Source organism: Corynebacterium sp. 11A (assembly GCF_008930935.1).
Lineage (GTDB): Bacteria > Actinomycetota > Actinomycetes > Mycobacteriales > Mycobacteriaceae > Corynebacterium > Corynebacterium megadyptis.
Window position 1 is genome coordinate 100,265 of record NZ_PQMR01000003.1, and the last position, 25,593, is coordinate 125,857.

Genomic DNA, 25,593 nt, shown 5'->3' on the forward strand with positions numbered 1-25,593 from the left:
GTGACGCTAGTAGAGTTGCTTCATTCGGGCCCGCAGACTTGGCCGATAATATGAGCCAAGCGTGCGAAAACACCGCTCGACACGTCGCGCCCAGCGCCGACCGGCCACGGTGTCCACCACGAGCACCACCAGCCCGCCGGCTTCATGCAGCAGCCCATAGACGCGCAGCTTCGCCCGCACCCCATGCCCGGTGGCGGCATATCCTTCCCGGCGCGCCACCCACCTCGCCCGCAGCAGATGAGTCCGATCCGTCACCACGATCAACGGTGTTCGCTTATCGACGCTCTCCCCCACCGCTTCCAAAGAGCTGCGCGTATCGTGGCCTTCCGGCACTTCCACGAGGTCGCAGCGCGGCACCCCGCGCTCCGCGAGATAGTTCGCCCCCGCTTCGGCTTCGCTGAAGCGATCCCCGGGTAATTTCCCGCCCACGATGACGATCGTCTGCACGGTGTGGTCCTGATAGAGCCGGTGGGCGGCGTCGAGGCGCGCGGCGAAGACCGGGGAGGGCACGCCATCGTACTGGGAGGTTCCCAGCACGAGCGCTGTGGGAGACGTGGTCATAGTGGTGCCGAGACTAGCACGGCCCATAGTGCACTACTCTGGCACGTATGAGCACGCGCATAGTTGGTCCCCTGTCCGCCACCATGATCGCCGCCGGCGCTATCGGCCTGCTTGCCGCTAACCCCAGCGCCCATGCGGAAGCACCGCCAGTGACTATGGTGTCCTCCGCGGATTATCAACAGTTGAGAGACAATTATGTGGGTGATTTTGCGGGGGTATTCTCCTCCGCGGAGACTACCGCCATTAGCGACTCGCTACGCCAGGGCTTTCAGGATCATGGGCGGCTGCTTTATCTGATTTTCGAGTCTGATTATCAGGGCACCGGCACCGAGCGGGCCGAGCAGTGGTTCCAGCAAATGTCGGGCGATAACGTGGCGATCATCTCGGTGGACGTATCCTCGCGCGCCTATGGCTACCACGGTGGTTCCGAGTGGTCGGAGTCGGAGCTCAAAGACATTGTTAATGCCGGCCTGCCTGCCCTGGGAGACAGTAACTGGGCTGCGGGGGCGCAGACCATGGCTGATACTTATGCCTCCTCTGGTTCTTTGAGCGGCGAGGAGATTGGCTGGCTCGGCGGCGGTGCCGTTGCCGTAGTGGGCGCCGGCGGCGGGCTGTGGTACGCCTCGAAGCGGCGGCGCCGGAAGGAACAGCGCCAGCAGATCGAACAGGCCCGGAAGTTCCGCTCCGATGACGTGGATAGCTTCCGCAGCCTCGATACCGAGGTACTGGCCGAGCTGGCGGAAGAAGAACTGGTCTCGACGGATGAGTCCATTCGCCGCGCCCAAGAGGAGCTGCGTTTGGCAAAGGCCGAGTTCGGTGAGATCCGCACCCGCCAGTTCACCCAAGCTCTCGAGTCCTCGCAGCGCACCCTGCACGAGGCTTTTGCCATCAAGAGCGCCCTCGATGCCGGGACTTTCCGCGGCGAGCGGCGCGATGGGCTGGTGCGGATCGTGACCTCCTGCGCGAGCGCCGATGATATTCTCGACGCCCGCTCCGAGGACTTCGCGCGGATGCGCAATGTCTTGCTCAATGCCTCGGAGAATCTGGATCGGCTTACCCAGCGCATCGTGGATGTGCGCACTCGCCTGCCGCGCGCCGAGGAGCAGCTGGACCAGCTGCGTTCCCGCTATAGCGCTAGCACCTTGGGGTCGATCACCGACAACGTGGAAATGGCGGAGAAGCATCTCTCCCAGGCCGAGTCCACCCTCGATACCGCCCGCGAGCACGCCCAGCTGCCGGCGGGCGAGCAGTCCGATGTGGTGGATTTGATCACCGGCACCGAAAAGCTCGTGGACCAGGCCGATCAGCTGCTGGCTGGCGTGGAGCACGCCGAAACGAATATCGCCGGCGCGCGTGCCGCCCTGCCGGGGCTGATCGAGGAGGTCCGTGCAGAGCTGCGTGAGACCGAGGATCTCATGCGGCGCAGCCGCAACACCGGTGTGCGGGTGGATGAGCAGCGTGTCAGCTCCGTCACCCAGCAGGCCGAGCAGGCGGTAGCCCAGGCGCAGGAGCAGGGCGAGGCCGATCCCTTGGCCAGCCACGCCACCCTCACCGAGGCCGATGGCGAGCTCGATCTGCTGCTCGAGACCCTGCGCACAACCTCGCGCGTCGGCGAGGAACTGCTGCGGCGTCTCGACAGCATCTTAGCGTCTGCGGATCGTCTCATACAGTCCACAGAGGATCTGGTGGCCACCCGTGGCCGAGTTATTGGGGCGCGGCCACGCACCCTGCTGGCCGAGGCTATCCAGCTGCGCTCGCGAGCGCAGCAGCTGCGCAGCACGAATCTGCGGGGCGCGGCCGATACCGCTGTGGAGGCGCATCGCGCCGCTGATCGCGCCTACCGCGCGGTAGAAGACGAGATTTCGAAGTACAACGATCGGCACCGCTCCTCGGGCAGTACCTCGGGCGCATTTGTAGCCGGCATGGTGATCAACAGCCTGCTCAGTGGAGGCGGTGGCGGCGGCTTCAGCGGCGGCGGAGGCTCCTTCGGCGGCGGTGGCGGCGGCGGTTCCTTCGGTGGCGGCGGCCGTTTCTAATAGCGCGGCCGCCTGATCGGCGAATCCACCACCACGCAGGCCCATGTCAGCACCACAGCGTCGATAAGCGGTATCTCTGCATGGGCGGGGCCGTTTTCTATCTCGACGCGGCCAGACACCCACGGCCGGGTGAAGGCCGCGATGGCGCCATCGGAGGTGGTGATGGCGCGTTCTTTGCGCCAGACCGAGCAGCGATCCAGCTTGTAGCGCCGATCGCCGCACTCGGCCTCGAGAGAGGTAATGGTAAAGCCTGATTGGCGCACGCACATCATCTCCCCGTCCGCGGCGGTGGCGCGGAAGCTGAAGGAGGTGGTGCCGGGGGTGTATTCCACGAGGAGGCGCTGGCCGTCCACGTAGATCACATCGGAGCGCACGTGGGCGATGAGGAGATCATCGCGGTCGAGCAGCTCGTTTTCATCCCACACCCACACCCATGGCGATTGCCCAGGGGTAGTAGAGACTCGCTGCTCAACCATGATCGTGCGCCCTTTCTATCGGTACTTAAAGCAGGAACACGGCCAGCGCCAAGATGGTGAGCAACACCAAGGTGGCGATGATGATGGTGGATCGCGACTCGAGACGGTTCTCCAATGCGATACGCGCCAGCCAGGCGAGGAACACGGCTTCTTCGTGGCTGAGTAGATCATCGGAGGGAAGATCGCTCAGATCCAGCTCGACGTCGCGAACCCCCGAGTTGAAGCCAGTGAATTGGCCCAGCTTGGTACCGTCGTGATCCTCCACCACCCAGTTATTGGCGGATTCATTGACCACGCGCAGTGCCCGGCCACTGGCGTCCACGGTGAACGCCTTGGCCTTGGTGAACTTGGTGCCAGCCTCTTCGGGCTTCGCGCTGTAGACGCGGCCGTCCGGGGTGGTGGCAGAGGCGCCGTCATCGGGGGCCACATGGAGACGCCACGGCTCGCTGCCGCCCACGCTCATGCGCCCAGATACACCCTCTTGGGTAATCACGTCCACGGCCACCACATCCGCGCCTTGACGCAGCTTCATGACGGTGCCGGACTCGCCCTTTTCGCGGCGCGACCACTGCAGATTCTCCATGTGCACTACTCCTTAGCAGCCAATGAGGCGCTGGGCCAGATAGCCCTGCAGCTGGTCGATGGAGACGCGCTCCTGCTCCATGGTGTCGCGCTCACGCACGGTGACTGCGTTGTCCTCGAGCGTGTCGAAGTCCACGGTGACGCAGAAGGGGGTGCCGATCTCGTCGTGACGACGGTAGCGGCGGCCAATAGCACCGGAGACGTCATAGTCGATGGTCCAGTACTTACGCAGCTCATCGGCCACCTTCTCGGCAGTCGGGGTGAGCGTTTCCTTCTTGGAAAGGGGCAGCACAGCCACCTTGATCGGAGACAGGCGGGGATCGAGCTTCAGCACGGTGCGCTTATCGACGCCACCCTTGGCATTCGGGGCCTCGTCCTCGGTGTAGGCATCGCAGAGGAATGCCATGAGGGCGCGAGTGAGGCCAAAGGAGGGCTCGATCACGTAGGGCACATAGCGATCGCCGCTCGCTTGGTCGAAGTAGGACAGGTCCTCGCCGGAAGCGGTGATGTGGCTGGAGAGGTCGAAATCGGTGCGGTTGGCCACGCCCATGAGCTCGCCCCAGGGGTTGCCGCTGAAGTCGAATTTGTACTCGAAATCGATGGTGCGATCGGAGTAGTGGGCGCGCTCGTCCTGCGGCACATCGAACTGGCGGATGTTCTCGGGGTTGATGCCCAGATCGATAAACCAGTTCCAGCAGGCATCGACCCACTCGTCGAACTTCTCCGGCGCTTCTTCCGGCTTGACGAAGTACTCGATCTCCATCTGCTCGAACTCGCGGGTACGGAAGATAAAGTTGCCCGGGGTGATCTCGTTGCGGAAGGCCTTACCCACCTGGCCGATACCGAAGGGCGGCTTGAGGCGGGCGGTCGTCATCACGTTTTTGAAGTTGATGAAGATACCCTGGGCGGTTTCGGGCCGCATGTAGTGCAAGCCCTGCTCATTATCGACGGGGCCGAGGTAGGTCTTCATCAGGCCCGAGAAGAGCTGCGGTTCGGTCCACTTGCCGTCCTGGCCGGTCTCGGGATCCTTGACGTCGGCGAGACCATTAGCCGGCGGGTGGCCGTGCTTCGCCTCATAGGCCTCGAGCAAGTGGTCGGCGCGGTAGCGCTTGTGCGTGTGCAGGGACTCCACCAGTGGGTCGGTGAAGGTCTCGACGTGGCCGGAGGCCTCCCACACCTGGCGCGGCAGGATGATCGAGGAGTCCAAGCCCACCACGTCGGCGCGGCCCTGAACGAAGGTGCGCCACCACTGCTTCTTGATGTTTTCCTTCAGTTCCACACCCAGCGGGCCGTAGTCCCAGGCCGAGCGGGTGCCGCCGTAGATCTCACCGCATGGATACACCAGACCTCGGCGTTTGCAGAGATTGACCACGGAATCGACAACAGATTGCTGTGCCACAGGAAGCTCCTCTTTTAGCGTCTACACATGTAAGTCTCAACCATACTATCGCTAGGGTCCGCAGCCGCTGTCATCTCCTCGCCCGAGAGACGTCCCTTCCCTGATGTAACCGTTTTCATTTCAATTTCGATAAACCTTAAAGGAAACAGATGACAATACTGTGACGGCCCCATTGTGGGGCTTACACTAATGCCTGATGATCCCCGTCTCGGCGATAACAGCCCCGCCGAGTGATTGTTCCCCTGTAACTCGAAGGAGTCAGTTCGATGGCTACCCGTAACGACCCGACCATCCCCAAACTTGGCGTGCGTAGCACCAGGCAGCGTGCAGCTGTGGTGAATGTTCTCCGCGATCTGGACGCCTTCGCTTCTGCGAAAACGATCCACGAGGAGCTCACCCGCCGTAATTACCGAGTGGGCCTGACCACCGTGTACCGCACCCTGCAGTCCTTGGCCGACATTGAGGCCGTGGACGTGCTGAACATGGCCTCTGGGGAGACGCGCTACCGCCATTGCGACACGGAAGGCCATCACCACCACCTGGTCTGCACCGACTGCGGCAAGACCGAGGAAATCGAGGGTGGCCCCGTGGAGGAATGGGCCCAGCAGGCCGCCCAGGCTCATGGTTTCAAACTCACTGCCCATACCGCCGAGGTCTTCGGCTTCTGCGCCGAGTGCGCCCCGCGCCACTCCGCCCCTTAAGCACTAGAACGGGGCGGGCTCGTCCGCCTCGGACTGCACCTCAGTGCCGTAGATCGCCTCATTCTTCTCGCGCCGCACCTGGTGCTTGCGCCGCATCCGCTCCTCCAGCGTCAGCCGGCGCATATCCTTGATCACTCCCTCCGGCACGGAGGTGGCTTCTTCACCGTCCTTGGAGCGCCAGATAGTGGTGCCCTGCGGATCCATCTCGACGGTGTACTCCCCGAGAGTCTTGAGCCGGTGATGCTTGGTGCACAGTGGATGCAGATTCCACGTCGCCGTCGGGCCGCCTCGGTTATATTCCTGGAGGTGGTCCATCTGGCATTTCGATGCCGCCGTGGTACACCCTGGGAAGTTGCAGCAGCCATAGCGGGCGATCACCTCGTGCCGCTGCGACTCCGTGGGTTGATAGGAATCCACCTCCGAATCAGAGAGCAGCTGTAGCGCGGTCACCTGCTTGAGCAGCTCGTCTGTGGCGTATTCCGATAGCCACCCCTGCTCGGGAGTCCACGCCTGCTTCTCATACCAGTTGGCGTAGACATGAAAGACCACCTTGGTGTTGGTGTTCTGCGTCATCAGCTCCACGAGCGCATCCGTCTGCGAGATCCCCCGCTGCGCGGCCACTTGGGTGATCGCTCCCATCACCTGGTGGTAGCGATGATTCTTCAGCTCGATGTCGATATAGCCGGTCTCGCCCTCGGGATTGTCCCAAAAGCTCACTGACTCCTGCGTCGCTCGGCGCGGATCTTTCTCCCCGCTGGAATCCACCCCGAGCGGATCCACCCGCACCAAGATGTCGTTGATGCGCCGGCGCAACCAGTAGCGCCCTTTGAGCTGCTGATTATTGCGCCGCGGCAGCACATCGAGCAGGAAATTCAACTCAAAGTCCACTCTTTTCTCCGGCGCAATCCCCACTAATGCCGAGGCAAGCGTCAGCAGGTGCGAGTCATTGAAAATTGGCCTCAGGCGCAACACCGCCGCGAGCAGCGGGAAGTCCCGGAAAAGCTGGGAGAGCTCAAGGAGCGTCACCACGAAATTCTCGGTACACCCTAAAGGCCCAGCAAAGCGCGCCGCGGTATATTCCACCGCATCGCCCTCCCCCGCCCTCTCCGCGAGATAATCGATCAGCTCGATGCGGCGACGATTCACCTCGAGGGCGCTATACGGTAGTGTCGCCAGCTCGTGACTATAGCGACAGCCTGTATTGTTAATGCGTTCGAACACCGCATCCCATAGCGAATGAGAACTGTAGATAGTACGGATCCCTGCGGGTAATTGACCTTCTTCTAGCCGCGCAAACACTATTCCCCCTGCACGCTATTTTTACCTAACCTTTTCCCCTTAGAACTATCTTCTCGCATAGGTGTTCGATAGTCAATAGCTGCGCACGAGTTTTTTAGACAGGGCAGCGTCGTCGCTGCGCCCAGCCAGCAGCTCAGCCAGCAGCCCAGCTAGGAGATGCTGGTACCGAAGATCGTGCCCAATAGCCACGTCACGCCCGCCGCGCCGAGACCAATGGCCAGCTGCCGCAGCGCCCGCTTGGCCGGCGGCGCGCCGGAGAGTACACCCACGATGCCGCCGGTGAGCAGAAGGGAGAGACCAACGAGCACGGTGCTAATCAGCGCGGCCGTAGCGGTGGAGAGGACAAAGAGGAAAGGCAGGATGGGAATGAGGGCACCACCGGCAAAGAACGCGAAGCTCGACAACGCCGCTGTTACTCCTGTGCCCACGGAGCTGGTATCGGAGGACGCATCGCTCAATTCGGCTGGGGTCTGGGCATCATGTGCGGTGCGGATACTCTGCAGCACGGCCCGCGCTTTGTTCTCGGCCTCCTGCTGATCAATCCCGCGGGCACGATAGACCAAGGCGAGCTCATTGGCATCAAAGTCGAGCTGCGGCAGGGCGCGGCGCACCTCGGGATCGGGGGTGGATGCCTCGAGGAGCTCTTTTTGCGACTGCACCGAGACGTACTCCCCCGCCGCCATCGAGAGTGCACCAGCCAAAAGACCAGACACGCCAGTGAGCAGAATAACGTTTTGGGATACGCCGGAGCCCACGACACCGAGCACGAGCGCAAGGTTAGAGACGAGACCATCGTTGAGGCCAAAGACCGCAGCGCGAAATCCACCGGATATGCGCTCCCGCGATCGCGCCGCGAGGCCGCGAACAACCTCGGCGTGGATGCGCTCATCGGCCTGCATCTGGCTGGTGGCGTCTTGGTCCTCCTCATAGGGGCTACGCGACTCCGCGTTTTGCATCAGCGCCAAGGTGAATACCGATCCGAAGTGTCGCGCCATAAAAGCCATAAACCGCGTGGAGAAATCCGGCCGCAGGGGCATGCCCACTTCGTCGCCGAGAAGGGTACGCCAGTGCTGCTCATGCCGAGACTCCGCATGGGCGATACGCAGCAGGATCTCGCGCTCTTCCCCTGACTTGCCGCGGGCGAGCTCTCGGTACACGGCCGCCTCGGCACGTTCATTGGCGAGGTATTGGCGCCAGCGCTTGACTTGCTTGGGGCTGGCAGTACTCAGCAGCCGCGCGGCCTTCTTCCCTCTCGCCTCATGGCTTCCTGCGGACGTCGCTTTGTCTGACATTTCTCTCCCAGCTCACGCTTGCGCCACGTCGCACGCTATATGTTCACGCGCCACGGCTCATGAAGACGATACGTGGCCGATTACCACGTGATCGCCGGTATCTTAACCCCTCGTGGCGGCGCTGCCAACCGGGGTTGATCATGGGATATGGATGAAATTTTTATTTCACTCCGCCGAATCGGCGATCGCGGCGGGCATATTCTTCCACTGCGGCGAAGAGGTCCTGGGGAGTGAAATCGGGGAAGAGCTTGTCTTGGTAGACCATCTCGGCATACGCGGACTGCCAGAGCAGAAAGTTCGAGGTGCGCTTCTCTCCGGAGGGCCGCAAGAAGAGGTCCACATCGGGCATATCGGGCTCGTCGAGGAACTCGGAGAAGCGCTCCTCGGTGATAGCGCCAGGCGAGAGCGTCCCAGCGCGGGCTTGGCGGGCGATCTCACGGGCGGCGTCAACAATCTCGGCTCGGCCGCCGTAGTTGACGCACATAGCCAAGGTCATGCGGGTGTTGGCGGCGGTGAGCTGCTCGGCTTCTTCTAGCTCGCGGATGACGCTGCGCCACAGCCGCGGGCGGCGGCCTGCCCACCGCACCCGCACGCCCTTCTCGTTGAGCACATCGCGCTGCCGCCGCAGCACATCGCGGTTGAAGCCCATGAGGAAGCGCACCTCGTCCGTGCTGCGCCGCCAGTTCTCGGTGGAGAAGGCGTAGGCGGACAGATAGTCCACACCCAATGCGAGGCAGGCATCCACCACATCCATGAGCACGGCTTCGCCGCGTTTGTGGCCCTCGGTGCGCTTGAGGCCGCGTTCCTTAGCCCAGCGCCCATTTCCGTCCATGACCAGCGCAATATGGCGCGGAATAAACTCGGCGGGAATGTTCGGCGGGGTAAGTGCAGATGAATTCACTCCCTCATTGTGCCATTAATCCGCCCGCAGGCTGAGCACACCCCGCTCGAGGTGGTATTGCACGTGATCGGTGATCAAACGGTGCGCTGTATCCACCAGCGCCGCCCACTGCACCGGATCGGCCTGCTGGGCGCGGGCCATGGCATCATAGCGGCCGTGCGCCATCCACCACATGAGCCGGAGCGCCTCGGTGGGCACGGTGGAGGCACCGGGTGGCCGGCATTCGGCGCATACGGCCCCGCCGGAGCCGGGGTCGAAGCCGCGGTGGGGCCCCGGTTTATCGCAGTGGGCGCAGTTGAACATTTCGGGCAACCAACCGGCGCTGCCCATCGCCTGCAAGAGGAAAATATCGAGGCTGAGCAGCGGAGTGTCATCGTGGCGCAGGGAGTCGAGGGCGGCGGCGGCGAGATCGAAGAGGGCCGCATCGGGCAGATCCGCCAGGGAGAGCTTTTCGGCAGTTTCGAGCACGGCGCAGGCCGCACTGTAGCGCTGATAGTCCTCGATGATGCCCGATGCATAGTAGCTCACCGTGTCTGCGCCGGTGATGAGCGCCAGGTTCTTGCCTGGGTAGCACTCGACGTCGAGAAGCACGAAGCGCTGGATCCGTGAGCCGAAACGCGAGCGGGCGCGGCGCACGCCCTTGGCCACCGCACGCACCAGGCCGTGCTCGCGCGTCAGCAACACGACGATGCGATCGGCCTCGCCGAAATCATAGGTGCGCACCACGAGGGCGCGGTCGCGGAAGCTGCCGCGTCGCACGCGTGAGGACCTCCCCTAAAACCCGAGTCGTCCCAAGGACTTGGGATCCTGCTGCCAGTCTTTGAGCACCTTAATACGCAGGTCGAGATAGATATTATGGCCCAGCAGCTGCATGATCTCTTGGCGGGCGTTGTGCACGATGCGCCCATAGCGGCGATCGGCTTTGCCCATGAGGATCTTCTTCTGCCCGGGCCGCTCCACATAGATCACGGCGTGCACGTTTTTCACCCCGGGGCGCTCGGGATCGTCCAGCACCTCGTCGATCTCCACGGCCACCGAGTGCGGCAATTCCTCTTTGAGTCCGCTGAGGGCGGCCTCGCGGATGAGCTCGGCCATGCGCTTTTCGGTGGAATCGTCGGTGATGTGATCGTCGGGATAGAACTTCGGCCCCTCGGGCAACAGCCCCACAATCACGTCCATGAGCACATCGAGCTGCTCGCCCGACATGGACGAGACCGGCACGAGTTCCGCCTCAGGCCCGAGCAGTTCATGGGCCTGCAGCAGCCGCTCGGCGATGGTATCGCGGCTGACCTTATCCACCTTGGTGATCACGCCCAGCAGGGTGGTGTGCGGCGCCACCTTGCGCACGTTCTCCACGATCCACCGATCGCCGGGGCCGATCTTCTCATCGGCGGGAATGGTGATGCCGATGACGTCCACATCGGCGTAGGTCTCGGCCACCATCTCATTGAGGCGCTCACCCAGCAGGGTGCGCGGGCGGTGCAGCCCGGGGGTATCCACGATGACTACCTGCGCGTCCTCGCGGTGCACGAGCCCGCGAATAGTGTGACGCGTGGTTTCCGGCTGATCGGCGGTAATGGCCACTTTCTCACCCACCAGGGCGTTCATCAGCGTGGACTTGCCGGTATTGGGCCTTCCCACGAAACTCACAAAGCCGGAGCGGAAACCTTCAGGTGTATCGGTGAACATGCGCTTAAGCATACGCGATCAGCGTTGCGGCTCTTCGTCCTGCTCCGCTGGCTTATCGACGCTGACCACCACGGTGACAATACGCATCCGCCCCTTGCGATCCGTGCCGCCTTCCGCAGCCAGGGTGAGCCCGTGGGTGTGGGTGCTGGAGCCGGGCAGGGGCACACGCCCCAGGCCGAAGGCCATGAGCCCGCCCACGGTGTCCACGTCGAGGTCATCGTCGAACTCGAGATCCTGCTCGAGTTCCTCGGCCACAAACTCCTCGAGCTCGTCGAGGGAGAGCTTGGCGTGCACGCGGTAGCACCGCTCGGAGATCTTCTCGATGGGGGCAATTTCATCGGAGTCGTACTCGTCGGCGATCTCGCCCACGATCTCTTCCAGGATGTCCTCGATGGAGATCAACCCAGCGATGCCGCCGTATTCGTCCACCAACATCGCGATGTGGAAGCGCTGCAGCTGCATCTCCTGCAGCAGCTCGTCGAGGGACTTCGAATCGGGTACGAAGCTGGGCTCGCGCATCACATCGGTGACGGCCACGCTGCGGCCGCCATCGGTGGAATAGTAGGTCTGCTGCACGAGGTCCTTGAGATAGACCACGCCCACGATATCGTCCACGTTTTCCCCGATCACAGGGATTCGGGAGTAACCGGAGCGCACACACAGCGAGGTGGCCTGGCCGGCATTCTTGTCCTGCTCGATCCACACCATCTCGGGGCGCGGCACCATCACTTGGCGAGCCGTGGTGGAGGTGAGGTCGAAGACGGACTGGATCATCTTGCGCTCGGAGTTTTCCACGATGCCGTTCTCGAGGGCCATGTCCACCATCTCGCGCACCTCCACCTCGGAGGCGAAGGGGCCATCGCGGAAACCATCGCCGGGGGTGAGCTTATTGCCCACCCAGATGAGAATGCGGCTGATCGGGCCCAGCACATAGCCGATGGCAGAGAGCGCCACGGCGGAACGCAAAGAGACCGTGTAGGGGTTCTTGCGCCCCACGGTGCGGGAGAACACGCCCACCACGAGATAGTTGATGAGGCTGAAGCCGAGCACCGCGATCAGCAGCGCCCAGGCCTTGCCATCGATCAGGTCCACGGTGAACAGGGCAATGAGCACCGCCGCGATGGCGTCGAGAAGCGTGCGCAGCAACACCAAGAGATTGATGTTGTCGGCGCGGCGCTGCAACACCTTCAGGAGGGTTTTGGACCCCTCCTTCTCGCTTTTGACCATCTCCTCCACACGGGCGGGAGAGATGGAACTGACAGCGGATTCAATGGTGCCGAAAGCCGCGGAGGCGATGGTGGCGACCACTGCCCCGAGGACGAAGATGAGCAATAAGGTGGGTTCCATAAGTTAGGGGCGGGGCTCCGCGATCGGCGGAATGTGTCCTTCTGTATCGGTCAGGGTCTCGTCCAAACCGGCGCGATCGGCCGCGCTGGGAAAAGCAGATGCCCCCGAGGGCTTGGCGGGAAACTCGAGCTCGCGCTCGTGGATGTCATCGTACCAGTCGGCCAAAAGCTCATTTTGCAGCGCGAACATCTCCCGTTCCTGCTCGGGCTCAAGGTGATCGAAGCCCATCAGGTGCAGGCAGCCGTGCACGGTGAGCAGCGCCAGTTCGTGGGAAAGATTGTGTCCGGCCTTGGTGGCTTGGCGCTCGGCGAACTCGGGGCAGAGCACGATATCGCCCAGCATGGCCGGGCCGGGGTCGGCGGCGTCGGGGCGCCCACCAGAACCGGGGGTGAGCTCGTCCACGGGGAAGCTCATCACATCGGTGGGGCCTTCTAGATCCAGCCAGCGCACATGCAAATCGGCGATGGTGTCAAGGTCCACGATGTGGATGGATAGCTCTGCGGCTGGGTTGATGTCCATGCGTCGCAAAGCGAACCCGGCGACGTCGATGAGTGCTTCCTCGTTGAGGCCCGGATATCCGGACTCATTAAAAATCTCGATGCTCACTGCTGGGCCTTCCGCTTGAGCTGGCGTTCATCATACTCGTCATAGGCATCCACGATGGCGCCCACGAGCTGGTGGCGCACCACGTCCTCGGCGCCGAGATCGGCAAAGTAGATATCCTCTACCCCGGAGAGGATCTCGCGGATAATGCGCAACCCGGACTTCTGCCCACCAGGCAGATCCACCTGCGTGATATCGCCGGTGACCACCATCGTGGAGCCAAAGCCGAGGCGGGTAAGAAACATCTTCATCTGCGCCGGCGTGGTGTTCTGGGCCTCGTCGAGGATCACGAACGCATCATTCAGGGTGCGGCCGCGCATATAGGCCAAGGGCGCCACCTCGATCACGCCGGCCTCCATGAGCTTGGTGATGGCCTCGGGGTCCATCATGTCGCGCAGCGCATCATAGAGCGGCCGCAGATAGGGGTCGATCTTGTCATTTAAGGTGCCGGGCAAAAAGCCCAGCTTCTCCCCCGCCTCCACGGCGGGACGAGTGAGAATGATGCGCGACACAGCCTTGGACTGCAGAGCCTGCACCGCCTTGGCCATGGCCAAATAGGTTTTACCGGAGCCGGCCGGGCCGATACCGAAGACCACGGTGTGCTCATCGATGGCATCCACATAGTCCTGCTGGCCGCGGGTCTTGGGGCGAATCACCTTGCCGCGGCGGGCCACGATCTCCTGGGCCAGGCGGCGATTAACGCCCTCGGGGGCCTCGACGCTCACCATGGTGATGGTGTGCTTGACCGCATCGCGGGTGATTACGTGCCCCCGCCGCGCCATAGCCTGCAGCTCGTTCAGCACGCGGCGAGCCCGAGCCACCACGGGGGCGGGCCCGGTGAGGGTGACCTCGTTGCCGCGCACGAAGAAATCGCAGGCCAGCTGGTTGTCGAGGACCTTGATGTTCTCGTCATTGATCCCGCAGACCGCCTGGGCCAGCTGCGGCTCGATGCTATAGCTCAGCGATGCGGTTTCTGTGCGCTCGTAGATTCCCACGTGCTCTCTTTCTTGTCCTTTCCGGAGTGTCCACTGCAGCTTAACGTAGATGCCAGCGCGGAGTGCGCGAACCAATCGCGGCCAACGCCACCAGCCCGGCGCTGGCCGTGCGCAGCACCTCAGGGCCGAGCAGCACCGGCTGGGCGCCCGCCGCGCGAAAGGCCGCCAGCTCCTCCTCACTGATCCCGCCCTCGGGGCCGACGATGAGCATGATCTCTGGGGCATCAACGGTGGCGGTGCCTAGCGACTCGGTGGCTTCCTCGTGCAGCACATAGGCCAGCCCGCCGGCGGCGGTGAGGGCGTCGATGCGCTGCACAATGTCAGCGGTCTGGTGCAGCTGCTCCACCTCGGGCACGACGGGGCGGCGGGACTGCTTGGCAGCCGCCACCGCGGTGCTCACCCATTTGCCGTGCAACTTGGCGCGCTTCTGCGCCGGCCACTTGGCGATACACCTACTGGCTTGCCAGGGAATGAGGGTATCGACCCCTCCCTGGGTGGCGAGATCCACAGCGAGCTCCGCCCGCTCGGATTTGGGCAGCGCCTGGACGATGCTCACCCGTGGCCGCGGCGCGGCCACCTCCTCCACCGCGCAGACAATCAGCTCCACGCGCTGCTTGCTGGGCGGGGCGGCGATCTCGCAGCGCAACACGAGGCCGCGGCCGTTGCTCAGCCGCAGCTGCTCGCCCGCGCCGAGCCGCATCACGGTGCCTGCGTGGGTGGCCTCTTGGCCGCGCAGCTCCACGCGCGCGCCCACCGGCGGGGCCGCCGCGAGCTCGGGGTCCAGAAAGAGTGGAAGGGACACTGCTCTTACCTGCGGAAGCGGCTGCGGACGCGGTCAAAGAAACCCTCGCCCTCACGGTCCTGGCTATGCACCTTGACCGACTCGGAGGACTGGGCACGCACCTTCTCCAGCAGCTCGCGGGAGGCGTCGTTGAGCTCGGTGGGCACGGTGACGTCGAGGTGGGCCACCAAGTCACCGGCGCCCTCGGCGCGCAGCTTCGGCATGCCGGCGCCGTGCATGCGTACGGTCTGTCCGGGCTGAGAGCCCGGCTGGATGTCCACTGTCAGTTCCTCGCCGCGGAGATCGGTGACGGTGAGAGCGGCGCCGAGCGCCGCATCCACCATGGGCACCTTCGCGGTGAAGTGCAGGGTATCGCCATCGCGGGTGAATACCGGGTGCGGCGTGGTGCTGACCTCCACGTAGAGATCGCCGGCCGGCCCGCCGCCGTGTCCGACCTCGCCCTGGCCGGCCATGCGAATGCGCATGCCGTCGGCGATGCCCTGCGGAATAGACACCACGAGATCGCGGCGCTTGCGCACCCGCCCCTCGCCCGAGCACTCCGAGCAGGGATCCTTGATGATCTCGCCGAAGCCTTGGCAAGCGCGGCAGGGGCGGGATGTCATCACATTGCCCAGGATGCTGCGCTGCACCTCTTGGATCTCGCCGCTACCATGACACGTCCCACAGGTCTCGGGCGCGGACTTGGACTCCGAACCGGTGCCCTCGCAGCGATCGCAGAGCACGGCGGTATCGACGGTGATGTCCTTCTTGACGCCGCGGAAGGCCTCCTCTAGGGAGATCTCGGTGCGCAGCAGGGCATCGTTGCCGGGCTGCACCCGCGAGCGCGGGCCGCGGGCGCCCCCGCCGGCGCCACCGAAGAAGGCTTCGAAGATATCGCCGAAGCCGCCACCGGAGAATCCACCGCCGTAGCCGCCTTGAGCGCGCTGCTCCATCGGGTCCCCGCCCATGTCCACGATGCGGCGTTTCTCGGGATCGAGCAGGACTTCTTGGGCCACCGAGATCTCGCGGAACTTCTCCGCTGCCTCCTCGGTATCGTTGACATCTGGGTGGTACTTGCGGGCCAGCTTGCGATACGCCTTTTTAATCTGCGCATCGCTTGCCGATGAGTCCACGCCCAAGATTCCGTAGTAGTCACGAGCCACGAGTCTTAATCTTTCCCCTAAGTAGTTGTATATTGACAGTGCTCAAACACCGATAGCTTAGTCTCCTCCCCTACAAGGAGAAACTTCACGGGATTATTCCCCGTGATATTCATCCGTGAGCACCCGCGACACATAACTGGCCACGGCCTGCACCTTGGACATGGTGCCGTAGTAATCCATATAGGTCGGCCCCATCACCCCCATGCCACCTAGGCGTTCGCCGGTGCCATAGCCGGTGGCCACCAGCGAGGTGTGCTTCAGCTCCGATTCCTCGTGCTCGCCGCCGATGGAGACACGCACGGAGCCGAGATCGTGGGCATTGGAGAGCAGCTTGAGCACCACCACTTGCTCCTCCAGCGCCTCGAGCACCTCGGGGAGCCCTTGAGGAAAGTCGCCACGGGCGCGGCTGAGATTGGAGGCACCGGCCAAGATGAGGCGATCGGAGGGCGCCTCCACGAGGGTCTCGATGAGCACGGTGGCGCAGGTGATCACGGGAATACGGATGTCGTGCGGCGCATGGGAGGCGAGATCCGCCAGCGCCACCGAGGCATCGGAGAGAGTGTGATTGCCCAGGGCCCGGTTAAGGGCGTGGCGCAGCTGCCCCACTTGTTCCGGCTCGATCACATCCTCGAGCTCCACATTGCGTTGCTCCACCCGGCCGGTATCGGTGATGAGCACGAGCAAGAGCCGCACGGGGCTGAGCAGCACCACCTCGCAGTGCTTGACCCGCGAGACCTGCAGCATCGGCATCTGCACCACCGCCGCTTGGCGGGTGAGTTGGGAGAGCAGCTGTACGGCGCGCCGCAGCACATCTTCAAGATCCACCCCTTCCTCCAGGAAGGAGAGGATGGCGCGCCGCTCGGGCAGCGAGAGCGGTTTGACGTCATGAATAGAGTCCACGAAGCTGCGATAGGCCTTCTCCGTGGGCACGCGCCCCGAGGAGGCGTGCGGCTGGGTGATAAAACCCTCCGATTCCAGCACCGCCATGTCATTGCGGATGGTGGCCGAGGACACCCCGAGGTTATAGCGCTCCACCAGCGACTTCGACCCCACGGGCTCCTGAGAGCTGATGTAATCGGCAACGATCGCGCGCAGCACGCGGACACGCCGCGCATCAGTGGCTGTGGACATGCATCTACCTCTCTCTTAACGCACCAGCCTAGTGCTCCTCCTCCGCGAGCAACAGATCGGCGATGATCCCATCGGCCAAGAGGCGCCCCTGATCACTCAGTCTGAGCCGGTGCTTATCGACGCTCAGTAGCTGGCGATCGACGTAGCGGTCGATCGTCTCCGCAGCAGCCGGGTCCAGCGCGCTCCGCGCTATCCCCTCGCGCATGCGCAGGCCCAGCATAATCTGCTCGGTGTGGCGGTCGCTAGCACTGAGCTGCTCCGTCTCCTGAATCGGCAACTCGGCGCGGCCGAGCCGCTCATAGTAGCGTCGCGGATGCTTGACGTTATAGAAGCGCTGGTCGCCGATATGCGAGTGCGCCCCAGGCCCAGCGCCCCACCAGTCGGCATCGCTCCAGTAGCCGATATTGTGCCGGCACTCCCCGCCCGGGCGGGCCCAATTGGACACCTCATACCAGTCGAGCCCGGCCGCTTCGAGGCCCTGGGAGATGAGCTCATAGCGGCGGGCCATCACATCATCGTCGGGTGCCGGCAGCTGCCCGGTGCGCACCAGCCGACCCATCTTGGTGTTGGGTTCCACGATCAGCGCATAGGCAGAGACGTGGTCCACCCCGGCGCCCAGGATCGTCTCCAGCGTGAGGCGCACATCATCATCCGTTTCGCCCGGGGTGCCGTAGATCATGTCGAGGTTCACGTGCTCGAAGCCGGCGGCGTGCGCCTGCTCCGCTGCCGTGGCGGCACGTCCTGGGGTGTGGGTGCGATCGAGGGTCGCCAGCACCGATTCGCTGGCGGATTGCATCCCCAAAGACACGCGGGTGAAACCGCCCGCGCGCAGCTGCTCGAAATAGCGGGCCGAGGTGGATTCCGGATTGGACTCGGTGGTGATCTCCGCATCGGGGGCGAGATCATAGTGCTGGCGGATTATGCCCAGAATGGAGACGAGTTTCTCCGCGCCGAGCAGCGAGGGCGTGCCCCCACCGATAAAGACCGTGTCCACCACGCGATGGCTGGTGGCGGCGGCCGAGAGCTCCAGCTCGATGGCCAATGCCTGGAGATAGGACTCCGGGGAGGAGGCGCTACCGAGCTCGCCCGGGGTGTAGGTATTGAAATCGCAATATCCACAGCGCGTGGCGCAAAAGGGCACGTGAATATACACGCCAAAGGTGCTCATGGCTGCTCTCATGCACCCCGGTCGCTGGCGTGCATGCGGCGACGCACCGAGGCCACCACGCCGTCGATCCACGCCCGCTCGGCGAGAAACTCGGGCGGGTGGGAGCCGCGGGCAGCCGCGGCATAGGACGGGTGGGCGCGGGCGACGGTCTCCAGCCAGCCCTCGGCGCAGGCGTGCACCAGCCGGCGGGTGCGGGTGAACATGGTGGCTAGGCTCACGCTCTCAAGGTCTGCGGCGGCGCAGGCAGTCTGGTCCAGCTCCCATTCCACAATCGCGGCGAGCTGCTGGGTGGCCAGTTCGGTGCGACCCTGCATGGCGTTGCTCAGCGCCGGCACCGACATCGGGCTGGATAGCGCGAAGGAGGTGGAGAGCAGGTGGGCGTCGACAAGCTGCGGGCGCGCATACCGCTCCGTGCGCTTGCTAGATTCCCACACGCCCATGGACCCGGCGCGCAGCCCGCTGATGAGAGCCTGGCGGATGCCGTAGAGCTCCGAGACCACCACGCGGGCGTCGTTGATGGCTTCCACCGCGATCTCGTCGAATTCGAGGAGGCATTCCTCCACGAGCTCGGCGTCCCAGTCGGTGATGGCTTCGGCGATGTGCTCGATGTATTCGGCCACTTCATCGCCGATGTTGTACATCTCTTGAGTGAGCTCTTTGAGGCGCAGCTTGGCGTCAAGTAGCTCCACGTGCTGCTCCTTTACTCGCTGGGACGGGCGGGGTGTCATCTGCGCGTACGACTTTAAGCCAGTTCTAAGAAAAAAGGGGGATGCCTCGCCGGGTGTGGCCCGATGGAGACATCCGCCCTAGGTAGTCCTGCGGCTAGTTCGTGCGGTAGAGCACGTCGATCTCTTCCGAGAAGCGCCGCACCACCACGTTGCGCTTGACCTTCAAGGTGGGAGTGAGCTCGTTTTCCTCTTCCTTGAGGTCCCGGTCCAGGATGTAGAACTTCTTGATCGCCTCGGCGTGCGAGACCATCATATTCGCGGAGTTGATCGCGTCCTGGATTTCGGCGCGGAGCATGGGATCAAGGGCCACATCCTTCACGGACTTGGAGAGCGGGATATTGCGCTGCGCCTTGAAGTGCTCGAAGGCCTCCGGCTCCAGGGTGATGAGCACGCCGACGAAGGGCTTGCCATCGCCCACCACCAGCGCCTGGGAGATCAGCGGGTGGGAACGCAGCTGATCCTCCAGCGGGCCGGGCGAGATATTCTTGCCGCCAGCGGTGACAATGAGATCCTTCTTGCGCCCGGTGATCTCGATGTGGCCGGATTCGTAGATCTCGCCGAGGTCGCCGGTGTTGAACCAGCCATCCTCGTCGAAAGACTCGCGATTGGCCTCCTCATTATTCCAGTAGCCGCGGAAGAGGGTCTGCCCCTTAAACATCACCTCGCCCTCCGAGGACAGCCGTGCGGACACGCCGCCGACAGGGCGGCCGACGGTGCCGATGATGTTGTCATCAAAGTTCACCGCGGCGGCGGCGGTGAGCTCGGTGAGACCATAGCCCTCGTACACCGTGACGCCGATGCCGCGGTAGAAGTGCAAGAGATCCCGGTCCATGGCGGCGCCGCCGGAGATGCAATAGCGCACCGAATTACCGAGGGCGGCGCGGAGCTTGGAATAGACCAGCTTGTCATAGGTGGCGTGCCGCCACTGCAGGGTCTTGCTGGGGCCTTCCTCGGTATCGAGGGCCTTGGAGTATTCGCGGGCGGTCTTTTCCGCCTTCTCAAAGATCGCATCCTTGATCGGGCCGGCCTGCTTGGCGTTGAGCGCGGCGCCGTTGCGCACCTTCTCGAACACGCGCGGCACGCCCAAGATGAGATGCGGGCGGGAGCGCTGGAACTCCACCGGCAGAGTGGAGAAATCGGACCAGTGGCTCTGGGTGGCGCCCGAGATCACCACGCCCAAAGACACAGCGCGGGAGAACACGTGGGCCAGCGGCAGGAAGGTGAGCACCCGATTGCCTGGGGCGGCCACCTGGCCGATGGGGTGCGTGAGCAAGGCATAGGCCTCGGCCAGCCAGTTGTGGTGCGTCAGCATGCAGCCCTTGGGGCGGCCGGTGGTGCCGGAGGTGTAGACCAAGGAGGCGAGATCCTCGGAGCGGGTCTCGGCGATACGCTTGTCCACCTCGGCGTCGTCCACCTCGCGGCCTTCAAACATGATGGTGTCCACGGCGGAGGCATTAATTTCTAGGATGCGGCGCAGCTTCGAAGCCGAGCCGGACAGCCGCGGCACACCATTCTCATCCACCAGCAGGTTACGCATGAGTGCGGTGTGCTCTTGGGATTCGGTAAAGGCGAATACCGCGCCGGAATCCTCAATAATCCACTGCACTTGGCTGAGCGAGGAAGAGCCATAAATCGGCACCGACACGGCGCCGGCCGCCCAAATAGCGAAATCGATGAGCGTCCACTCATAGCGGGTCTCGCAGAGCAGGGCCACGCGATCACCCTTCTGCACTCCATTGGCAATCAAGCCCTTGGCCACCGCATAGACTTCCTCCGCAAATTCCTGGCCGGTGACATTAACCCATTCAAAGTTCTGCGGCCGGGTAAACATAATGCCGTAAGGGCGGGAGCGGGCGGTCTCCAGCATGGCGCTCAGGCATGTGTCGTGCTCGCCGATGCTGTACTTCGCGGGGGTGGAGTACTCATTCACCATGCTTATTGTGGACCTTTCTATCAACCGGGCGGCAACGCCCATGCCTATTTTGAAGAAACCTTCACGTTGTAAGCTACCCGCCCCCACTGGCCGAGCGCACATAGCTCGATAACGATAGCGCGCAATTATTGCACGATCCTCAGCGGTCAATGGCACTATGGTTCCTGTGAGCTCTAGAGACGAACTTCGTAATTTAGCCAGTACCCTGAGCGTTGCTACGCACTACACCGCTAACGACGGTTCCGTGGTGGAGGTCAGCGAGGACACCCTCGTCTCCATCATTGGGGCCTTAGGTTATGAGCTGTCCGCCGACGCCTCTGAGCAGGAGTTAGCGCAGTTACGCGCCCGCGTGGAGGATGCGGAAGCCACGCGCCCTTTGCCGCGCTGCGTGGTGGCCCGGGAAGGGGATCGCCACTTCTTTAATGTGCACGTGCACGATGGTGCCGCGGCCGATGTGCGGATCCTGCTCGAAGAGGGCGGCGAGGTGCGCCCTCGCCAGGAGGATAACTGGACTCCCCCGCGCATCGTCGACGGCTGCGCCTGGGGCGAGGCTACCTTCTCTACCCCCGATGATCTCCCCTTAGGCTGGCATACGCTGCAGCTGCGTTCCGAGGATATCGAGGAGGAGTGCCAGCTGGTGGTTACCCCCACCACGCTGAGCACCACCGCCTCTTTGCGCGAGCAGCCCTGTAGCGGCGTGATGGCGCAGCTCTATTCGGTGCGTTCCGCCGACTCATGGGGGATCGGCGATTTCCATGATCTGGGTACCCTCGCCGAGGTGCTCGCGACGCATGCCGACGCCGACTACGTACTGGTCAATCCGCTGCACGCGGCCGAGCCTTTCCCGCCGGTGGAGGATTCCCCCTATCTGCCCACCACCCGGCGCTTCATGAACCCGATCTATCTGCACATCGAATCCATTCCGGAGTATCAGGCCCTCGATGCCCAAACCCAGGCCGAGATCCAGCAGCTAGCCGCGCCGCTGAAGGAGCTCAACCACTCGGGCGGGCTCATTGATCGCAATCCAATCTACGCCACCAAGCTGCAGGTACTGCGCGAGCTCTATAACACTCCGCACTCCCCCGAGCGCGAGCAACAATTCCGCGAGTATGTGGAGATGGAGGGCCAGGGCCTCATCGACTTCTCCCTGTGGTGCGCCGAACAGGATCTCGCCGCCGAGGCAGAGCACGCCGCGCAGAATGGCAACCACGCTCTGAGCGAGGAGCCGATGGAGGTGGCCGCCTTCTATGCCTGGGTGCAATGGCTCTGCGATGCCCAGATGCGTCAGGCGCATCGACGCGCCCTCGACGCCGGCATGAGCATCGGCATCATGGCGGATCTCGCCGTCGGGGTACACCCCGGTGGCGCCGATGCCCACACCCTCGCCGAGGTGCTGGCCCCGCAGGCGTCGGTGGGCGCCCCACCGGACGCCTATAACCAGCAGGGGCAGGACTGGTCCCAGCCGCCGTGGGATCCCTTCAAGCTGGCGGAGTCCGGCTATGCGGCCTGGCGCGATATGCTGCGCACGATTCTGCGCCACAGCGGCGGCATCCGCATCGATCACATTCTGGGCTTGTTCCGCCTGTGGTGGATCCCCCGCATGCAGGCGCCCACCCAGGGCACCTATGTGCGCTTCGACTACAACGCCCTGGTCGGCATCCTGGTTCTTGAGGCCGAGCGCGCCGGGGCCGTGGTGATCGGCGAGGATCTCGGCACCTTCGAGTCCTGGGTGCAGGATGTGCTCGCCGCGCGCGGCATCATGGGCACCTCTATTTTGTGGTTCGAGTCCGAGCTCGAAGGCGGCGGCCCGCGCCTGCCCGAGCACTACCGCGAGCTGTGTCTGACCTCGGTCACCACCCACGATCTGCCTCCCACCGCCGGCTATCTGGCCGGCACCCACGTGGAGCTACGGGATCAGCTGGGATTGTTCAGCCGTTCCAAGGAAGAGGAAAACGCCGAGGATCTGGCGTGGCAGAACGAGGTGCTGGAGCGCGTCCGCGAGCGGGGCTACTTCCGCGGGCACAGCCCTGTCGAAACCTTCCTGGGCGCCGAGCGCGGCGAGCGCGGACCGCTGGTGGATTTGGTGGCCGCCCTGCACCGCTATGTGGCCGCCACCCCCTCGCTTCTCACCTGCACCGCGCTGGTGGACTTGGTGGGCGATAAGGCGGTTCAGAACCAGCCGGGCACCACGAAGGAGCAGTACCCCAACTGGTGTGTGCCGCTGCGAAATGCCGCCGGCGAGCCGGTCCTTATCGAGGATCTAGCGGACGCGGAGTTCTTCCGCACCATCGCCGCAGCGGCGTCCCGTTAGAGATGGCCGAGTAGCGCCATCACCACGACGAACAGCAGCAGCGCGATGAGTGCGAGCGTGACCCGCGACTTGCCATAGGTACTGCGCGGGCGGCGACGGGGCTTATTCTTCATTCGGTGGTGGGCTCTTTCCAGGCGACGGGTTCTTGGTTCATCACGATCTTAGTACCCCGCGCCGCCGGGCCCGGCCGGACGGCCGCGCTGCCGCTGCGGGTAGTGTCCTCGGCGTGCACGCGGGCGTGAATACGCGAGCCCGCTATATCGATCAGGCGTAAGAGCACCACCGCCCCGACCCCGCAGAGAAATAGCGTGACGGTGGTGACCACGGGCGCCTGCAGCCACACGGGCAAGGAGACGATCCACTGGCCGAGCTCATTGGTGATCTCAACGTAGATCTCTCGCAGCGCATCCATGGCTATGTAGTTTAGCGGGTCGCTCCCGCCAGGCCGCGCCGCTGGAGGAGCGGCTGGATATCCTTCTCGCGGCCGCGCAGCGTGGTGAAGGCCTCAGTGAAATCGCGGGAGGCGCCGCGCGAGAGCACCAGCTCCCTAAAACGTTGCCCCGCCGCGCGCACCGAGGCGGCATCGACGCCGCTGGGGCCATCCTCGCTGCGCTCGGCATCGACGGCGGCGCCCACCTCCTTGAACCACTCGAAGCCATCGGCGTCGAGGGCCTCCGCCCAGAGATAGGAGTAGTAGCCCGCCGAGTAGCCACCGGCGAAGATGTGGTTGAAATAGCGGGTCTGATAGCGCGGGGCGAGGTGCTCCACCTCTAGCCCGGCGTCGCTCAGCGCAGCGCGCTCGAATTCGGCGACGGCCTCCGGGGTGGCGGCGATCTTTTCGGCCGCGGCGGCGCTGAGGCTGTGCCAGGCGTAATCGATAATCGCGGCGCCCAGGTATTCGCTGGTGGCAAAGCCCTGGCCGAAGGTGCGGGAGGCGTGGATCGCGGCGACGAGTTCTGCGGGAATGACCTCGCCGGTGACGTGGTGGCGGGCGTAGTTGTCCAGCACCACCGGCTCCAGCGCCCAGTTCTCGTTGATCTGGGAGGGGAACTCCACATAGTCGCGGGGCACGCTCGTGCCGGAGAAGCTGGGATAGCGCACCTGAGAGAGCAGCCCGTGCAGGCCGTGGCCAAACTCGTGGAAGAGGGTGGTCACTTCGTCCATGCTGAGCAGCGCCTCGGAGCCATCGGCCGGCTTGGTGATATTCAAAACATTGATCACCACTGGCTTGGTGCCGAGCAGCTCCGATTGCTCGACGAAGCCGGACATCCACGCCCCGCCGCGCTTGGAGGGACGGGCATAGTAGTCGGTGAGCAGCAGGCCGATGCCGGTGCCATCGCTATCGCGCACCTCCCACACCTGCACATCCTCGTGATAGCCGCGCAGGTCCTCGCGTGGGTGCACGGTGATGCCATAGAGGCGCTCGGCGGCGAAGAACACGCCCTTTTCCACCACGCTGCGCAGCGGGAAGTACTCGCGCAGCTGGGACTCGTCGAGGGCGTAGTCCTGCTCGCGCAGCTTATTTTCCCAATAGGGCCAATCGGCGGCGGTGATCTCCTCGCCGCCGGCCACATCTTGGATGCGCTTGTACTCGCCATGCGCGTTGGCTGCCGCGGCCGGAGCGAGATCCCGCAGCAGGGTCCACACCGCGGCGGTATCGGGGGCGGTTTCTTCTTCCACCACCAGCTCGGCGTGGCTGCGGTAGCCGAGCAGCTCGGCCTTGCGCGCCCGCAGCTGAGCCATGCGCACCGCCACGGGGGTGGTGGATTCCACGCCGCGGGCCAGCGAGGCCTCATAGACGCGGCGGCGCGACTCCGGCCGCTCGAGCTGCGCCTGCACAGACTGCACGCTCGGCAGGTTCAGGTGCAGCACATAGCTGCCATCCTCTTCGCGCGCCGAGGCAATCGCCGAGGCCGAAAGCCCAGCGAGCTCCTCCTCGGAGTCGAAGGTGACGGCGAGCTTCTGGGTATCGCTGAGCAGCTGGGAGCCGAAACGCTCCGAGAGCGCGGACAGCTCGCGGTTGAGCTCGGCCAGCTCCGCTTTCTTCTCCGCATCGAGGGTGGCGCCGGAGCGGGCAAAAAGCCGCAGATAGTACTCGTGCAGCCGGCGGGACTCCTCATCCTCCGGTACCTCGGCATCGCGCACCAGCTGGTAGAGCTCGGTGTTCTGGATGATGGCGTCGCGATGCGCAGCCAACTCTGGGGCCAGCTCCGCGGCTAGCTCGAGCATCTCCTCAGTGGAATCGGTATTACACAGATTGAAAAAGACCGACTCCACGCGGGCGAGATCGCGCCCCGAGGCCTCGAGCCGCTCTACCACGTCTTCCCAGCCCTCGCTGCGGAGAATCTCGCGGATCTCCTCCTCGTGCCGGCGCATGGCCTCAGCAAACGCGGGGCGAAAGTGCTCGAAACGGATGGCTGCGAAATCGGGCAGCTGATAGTCCAGAGTGGAGGGGGACAGCAGCGGATTGTACTCAGCGGTAGATGTCATAGCCGCC

Annotated in this window: 23 protein-coding genes; 3 read left to right on the top strand and 20 right to left on the bottom strand. The window is 64.0% G+C overall.

Going from position 1 to position 25,593, the window contains the following annotated elements:
- Positions 1-6: 6 nt before the first annotated feature.
- Complete coding sequence (locus GBB18_RS04070) at positions 7-561, bottom strand: YdcF family protein (protein WP_192795920.1); 555 nt, start codon at positions 559-561, stop codon at positions 7-9.
- Positions 562-608: 47 nt separating this feature from the next.
- On the opposite strand from GBB18_RS04070, the gene GBB18_RS04075 reads away from it, so the two are divergent.
- Positions 609-2,597, top strand: a complete 1,989-nt coding sequence (locus GBB18_RS04075; RefSeq protein WP_151640839.1) for a TPM domain-containing protein — start codon at positions 609-611, stop codon at positions 2,595-2,597.
- Here GBB18_RS04075 and GBB18_RS04080 read toward each other — a convergent pair.
- The 3 genes from GBB18_RS04080 to GBB18_RS04090 are packed head-to-tail and all read right to left on the bottom strand — an operon-like array spanning position 2,594 to position 5,054.
- Positions 2,594-3,073, bottom strand: a complete 480-nt coding sequence (locus tag GBB18_RS04080; protein ID WP_151640840.1) for a hypothetical protein — start codon at positions 3,071-3,073, stop codon at positions 2,594-2,596. The genes GBB18_RS04075 and GBB18_RS04080 overlap by 4 nt on opposite strands.
- A gap of 25 nt (positions 3,074-3,098) precedes the next feature.
- Positions 3,099-3,656: a hypothetical protein gene (locus GBB18_RS04085; protein ID WP_151640841.1), complete on the bottom strand. Its 558-nt coding sequence runs from the start codon at positions 3,654-3,656 to the stop codon at positions 3,099-3,101.
- A 12-nt stretch (positions 3,657-3,668) separates the two neighbouring features.
- Positions 3,669-5,054, bottom strand: a complete 1,386-nt coding sequence (locus tag GBB18_RS04090) for a glycine--tRNA ligase (protein ID WP_151529172.1) — start codon at positions 5,052-5,054, stop codon at positions 3,669-3,671.
- 266 nt (positions 5,055-5,320) lie between these two features.
- Here GBB18_RS04090 and GBB18_RS04095 point away from each other — a divergent pair, with 266 nt between their 5' ends.
- Complete coding sequence (locus GBB18_RS04095; protein WP_151549269.1) at positions 5,321-5,755, top strand: Fur family transcriptional regulator; 435 nt, start codon at positions 5,321-5,323, stop codon at positions 5,753-5,755.
- A 3-nt stretch (positions 5,756-5,758) separates the two neighbouring features.
- On the opposite strand, the gene GBB18_RS04100 is transcribed toward GBB18_RS04095, so the two are convergent.
- The 14 genes from GBB18_RS04100 to GBB18_RS04165 form a co-directional block, all read right to left on the bottom strand.
- A complete protein-coding gene (locus GBB18_RS04100; RefSeq protein WP_151549270.1) occupies positions 5,759-6,901 on the bottom strand; it encodes an HNH endonuclease signature motif containing protein in 1,143 nt (380 codons plus the stop codon).
- Positions 6,902-7,203: 302 nt separating this feature from the next.
- Positions 7,204-8,346 (bottom strand): VIT1/CCC1 transporter family protein, encoded by a 1,143-nt coding sequence (locus GBB18_RS04105; protein WP_151640842.1) that lies wholly within the window; start codon positions 8,344-8,346, stop codon positions 7,204-7,206.
- A 160-nt stretch (positions 8,347-8,506) separates the two neighbouring features.
- Positions 8,507-9,247, bottom strand: a complete 741-nt coding sequence (locus tag GBB18_RS04110) for an isoprenyl transferase (protein WP_151549272.1) — start codon at positions 9,245-9,247, stop codon at positions 8,507-8,509.
- 15 nt (positions 9,248-9,262) lie between these two features.
- Positions 9,263-10,006, bottom strand: coding sequence for a DNA repair protein RecO (gene recO / locus GBB18_RS04115; protein WP_151640843.1), 744 nt, complete (start codon positions 10,004-10,006; stop codon positions 9,263-9,265).
- 15 nt (positions 10,007-10,021) lie between these two features.
- A complete protein-coding gene (era, locus tag GBB18_RS04120) occupies positions 10,022-10,936 on the bottom strand; it encodes a GTPase Era (protein ID WP_151549274.1) in 915 nt (304 codons plus the stop codon).
- Positions 10,937-10,954: 18 nt separating this feature from the next.
- Entirely contained in the window at positions 10,955-12,283 is a 1,329-nt protein-coding gene (locus tag GBB18_RS04125) for a hemolysin family protein (protein ID WP_151640844.1), read from the bottom strand.
- Positions 12,284-12,286: 3 nt separating this feature from the next.
- On the bottom strand, positions 12,287-12,889 hold the full coding sequence (gene ybeY, locus GBB18_RS04130) for an rRNA maturation RNase YbeY (protein ID WP_151640845.1): 603 nt from the start codon (positions 12,887-12,889) through the stop codon (positions 12,287-12,289).
- The gene (locus tag GBB18_RS04135) at positions 12,886-13,881 is read right to left on the bottom strand and encodes a PhoH family protein (RefSeq protein ID WP_151549277.1); all 996 of its coding nucleotides are present in this window, start codon (positions 13,879-13,881) and stop codon (positions 12,886-12,888) included. Before GBB18_RS04135 ends, ybeY begins: the two co-directional genes overlap by 4 nt.
- 40 nt (positions 13,882-13,921) lie before the next feature.
- Positions 13,922-14,683, bottom strand: coding sequence for a 16S rRNA (uracil(1498)-N(3))-methyltransferase (locus tag GBB18_RS04140; protein ID WP_151640846.1), 762 nt, complete (start codon positions 14,681-14,683; stop codon positions 13,922-13,924).
- Between the two features lie 5 nt (positions 14,684-14,688).
- Entirely contained in the window at positions 14,689-15,825 is a 1,137-nt protein-coding gene (gene dnaJ / locus GBB18_RS04145; RefSeq protein ID WP_151640847.1) for a molecular chaperone DnaJ, read from the bottom strand.
- 93 nt (positions 15,826-15,918) lie between these two features.
- Entirely contained in the window at positions 15,919-16,956 is a 1,038-nt protein-coding gene (gene hrcA, locus GBB18_RS04150; protein ID WP_151640848.1) for a heat-inducible transcriptional repressor HrcA, read from the bottom strand.
- A gap of 28 nt (positions 16,957-16,984) precedes the next feature.
- Positions 16,985-18,124, bottom strand: coding sequence for a radical SAM family heme chaperone HemW (gene hemW / locus GBB18_RS04155; RefSeq protein WP_225979145.1), 1,140 nt, complete (start codon positions 18,122-18,124; stop codon positions 16,985-16,987).
- Positions 18,125-18,132: 8 nt separating this feature from the next.
- Positions 18,133-18,813: a hypothetical protein gene (locus GBB18_RS04160; RefSeq protein ID WP_151549367.1), complete on the bottom strand. Its 681-nt coding sequence runs from the start codon at positions 18,811-18,813 to the stop codon at positions 18,133-18,135.
- Between the two features lie 133 nt (positions 18,814-18,946).
- Entirely contained in the window at positions 18,947-20,785 is a 1,839-nt protein-coding gene (locus tag GBB18_RS04165; RefSeq protein ID WP_151640849.1) for a long-chain fatty acid--CoA ligase, read from the bottom strand.
- Positions 20,786-20,951: 166 nt separating this feature from the next.
- Between GBB18_RS04165 and malQ the strand changes: the two genes are divergently transcribed.
- The gene (gene malQ / locus GBB18_RS04170) at positions 20,952-23,096 is read left to right on the top strand and encodes a 4-alpha-glucanotransferase (RefSeq protein WP_151640850.1); all 2,145 of its coding nucleotides are present in this window, start codon (positions 20,952-20,954) and stop codon (positions 23,094-23,096) included.
- 109 nt (positions 23,097-23,205) lie between these two features.
- On the opposite strand, the gene GBB18_RS04175 is transcribed toward malQ, so the two are convergent.
- Both GBB18_RS04175 and GBB18_RS04180 read right to left on the bottom strand, forming a co-directional pair.
- Complete coding sequence (locus tag GBB18_RS04175; protein ID WP_151640851.1) at positions 23,206-23,508, bottom strand: hypothetical protein; 303 nt, start codon at positions 23,506-23,508, stop codon at positions 23,206-23,208.
- Positions 23,509-23,519: 11 nt separating this feature from the next.
- The gene (locus GBB18_RS04180; protein WP_151640852.1) at positions 23,520-25,586 is read right to left on the bottom strand and encodes a M3 family metallopeptidase; all 2,067 of its coding nucleotides are present in this window, start codon (positions 25,584-25,586) and stop codon (positions 23,520-23,522) included.
- Positions 25,587-25,593: the final 7 nt, after the last annotated feature.

Coding starts and splice junctions, on each gene's coding strand:
- GBB18_RS04125 (WP_151640844.1), bottom strand. CDS start 12,283: ATGGAACCCACCTTATTGCTCATCTTCGTCCTCGGGGCAGTGGTCGCC.
- hemW (WP_225979145.1), bottom strand. CDS start 18,124: ATGAGCACCTTTGGCGTGTATATTCACGTGCCCTTTTGCGCCACGCGC.
- GBB18_RS04165 (WP_151640849.1), bottom strand. CDS start 20,785: ATGGTGAATGAGTACTCCACCCCCGCGAAGTACAGCATCGGCGAGCAC.
- GBB18_RS04105 (WP_151640842.1), bottom strand. CDS start 8,346: ATGTCAGACAAAGCGACGTCCGCAGGAAGCCATGAGGCGAGAGGGAAG.
- hrcA (WP_151640848.1), bottom strand. CDS start 16,956: ATGTCCACAGCCACTGATGCGCGGCGTGTCCGCGTGCTGCGCGCGATC.
- GBB18_RS04075 (WP_151640839.1), top strand. CDS start 609: ATGAGCACGCGCATAGTTGGTCCCCTGTCCGCCACCATGATCGCCGCC.
- GBB18_RS04095 (WP_151549269.1), top strand. CDS start 5,321: ATGGCTACCCGTAACGACCCGACCATCCCCAAACTTGGCGTGCGTAGC.
- GBB18_RS04175 (WP_151640851.1), bottom strand. CDS start 23,508: ATGGATGCGCTGCGAGAGATCTACGTTGAGATCACCAATGAGCTCGGC.
- GBB18_RS04085 (WP_151640841.1), bottom strand. CDS start 3,656: ATGGAGAATCTGCAGTGGTCGCGCCGCGAAAAGGGCGAGTCCGGCACC.
- GBB18_RS04080 (WP_151640840.1), bottom strand. CDS start 3,073: ATGGTTGAGCAGCGAGTCTCTACTACCCCTGGGCAATCGCCATGGGTG.
- GBB18_RS04180 (WP_151640852.1), bottom strand. CDS start 25,586: ATGACATCTACCGCTGAGTACAATCCGCTGCTGTCCCCCTCCACTCTG.
- era (WP_151549274.1), bottom strand. CDS start 10,936: ATGTTCACCGATACACCTGAAGGTTTCCGCTCCGGCTTTGTGAGTTTC.
- GBB18_RS04070 (WP_192795920.1), bottom strand. CDS start 561: ATGACCACGTCTCCCACAGCGCTCGTGCTGGGAACCTCCCAGTACGAT.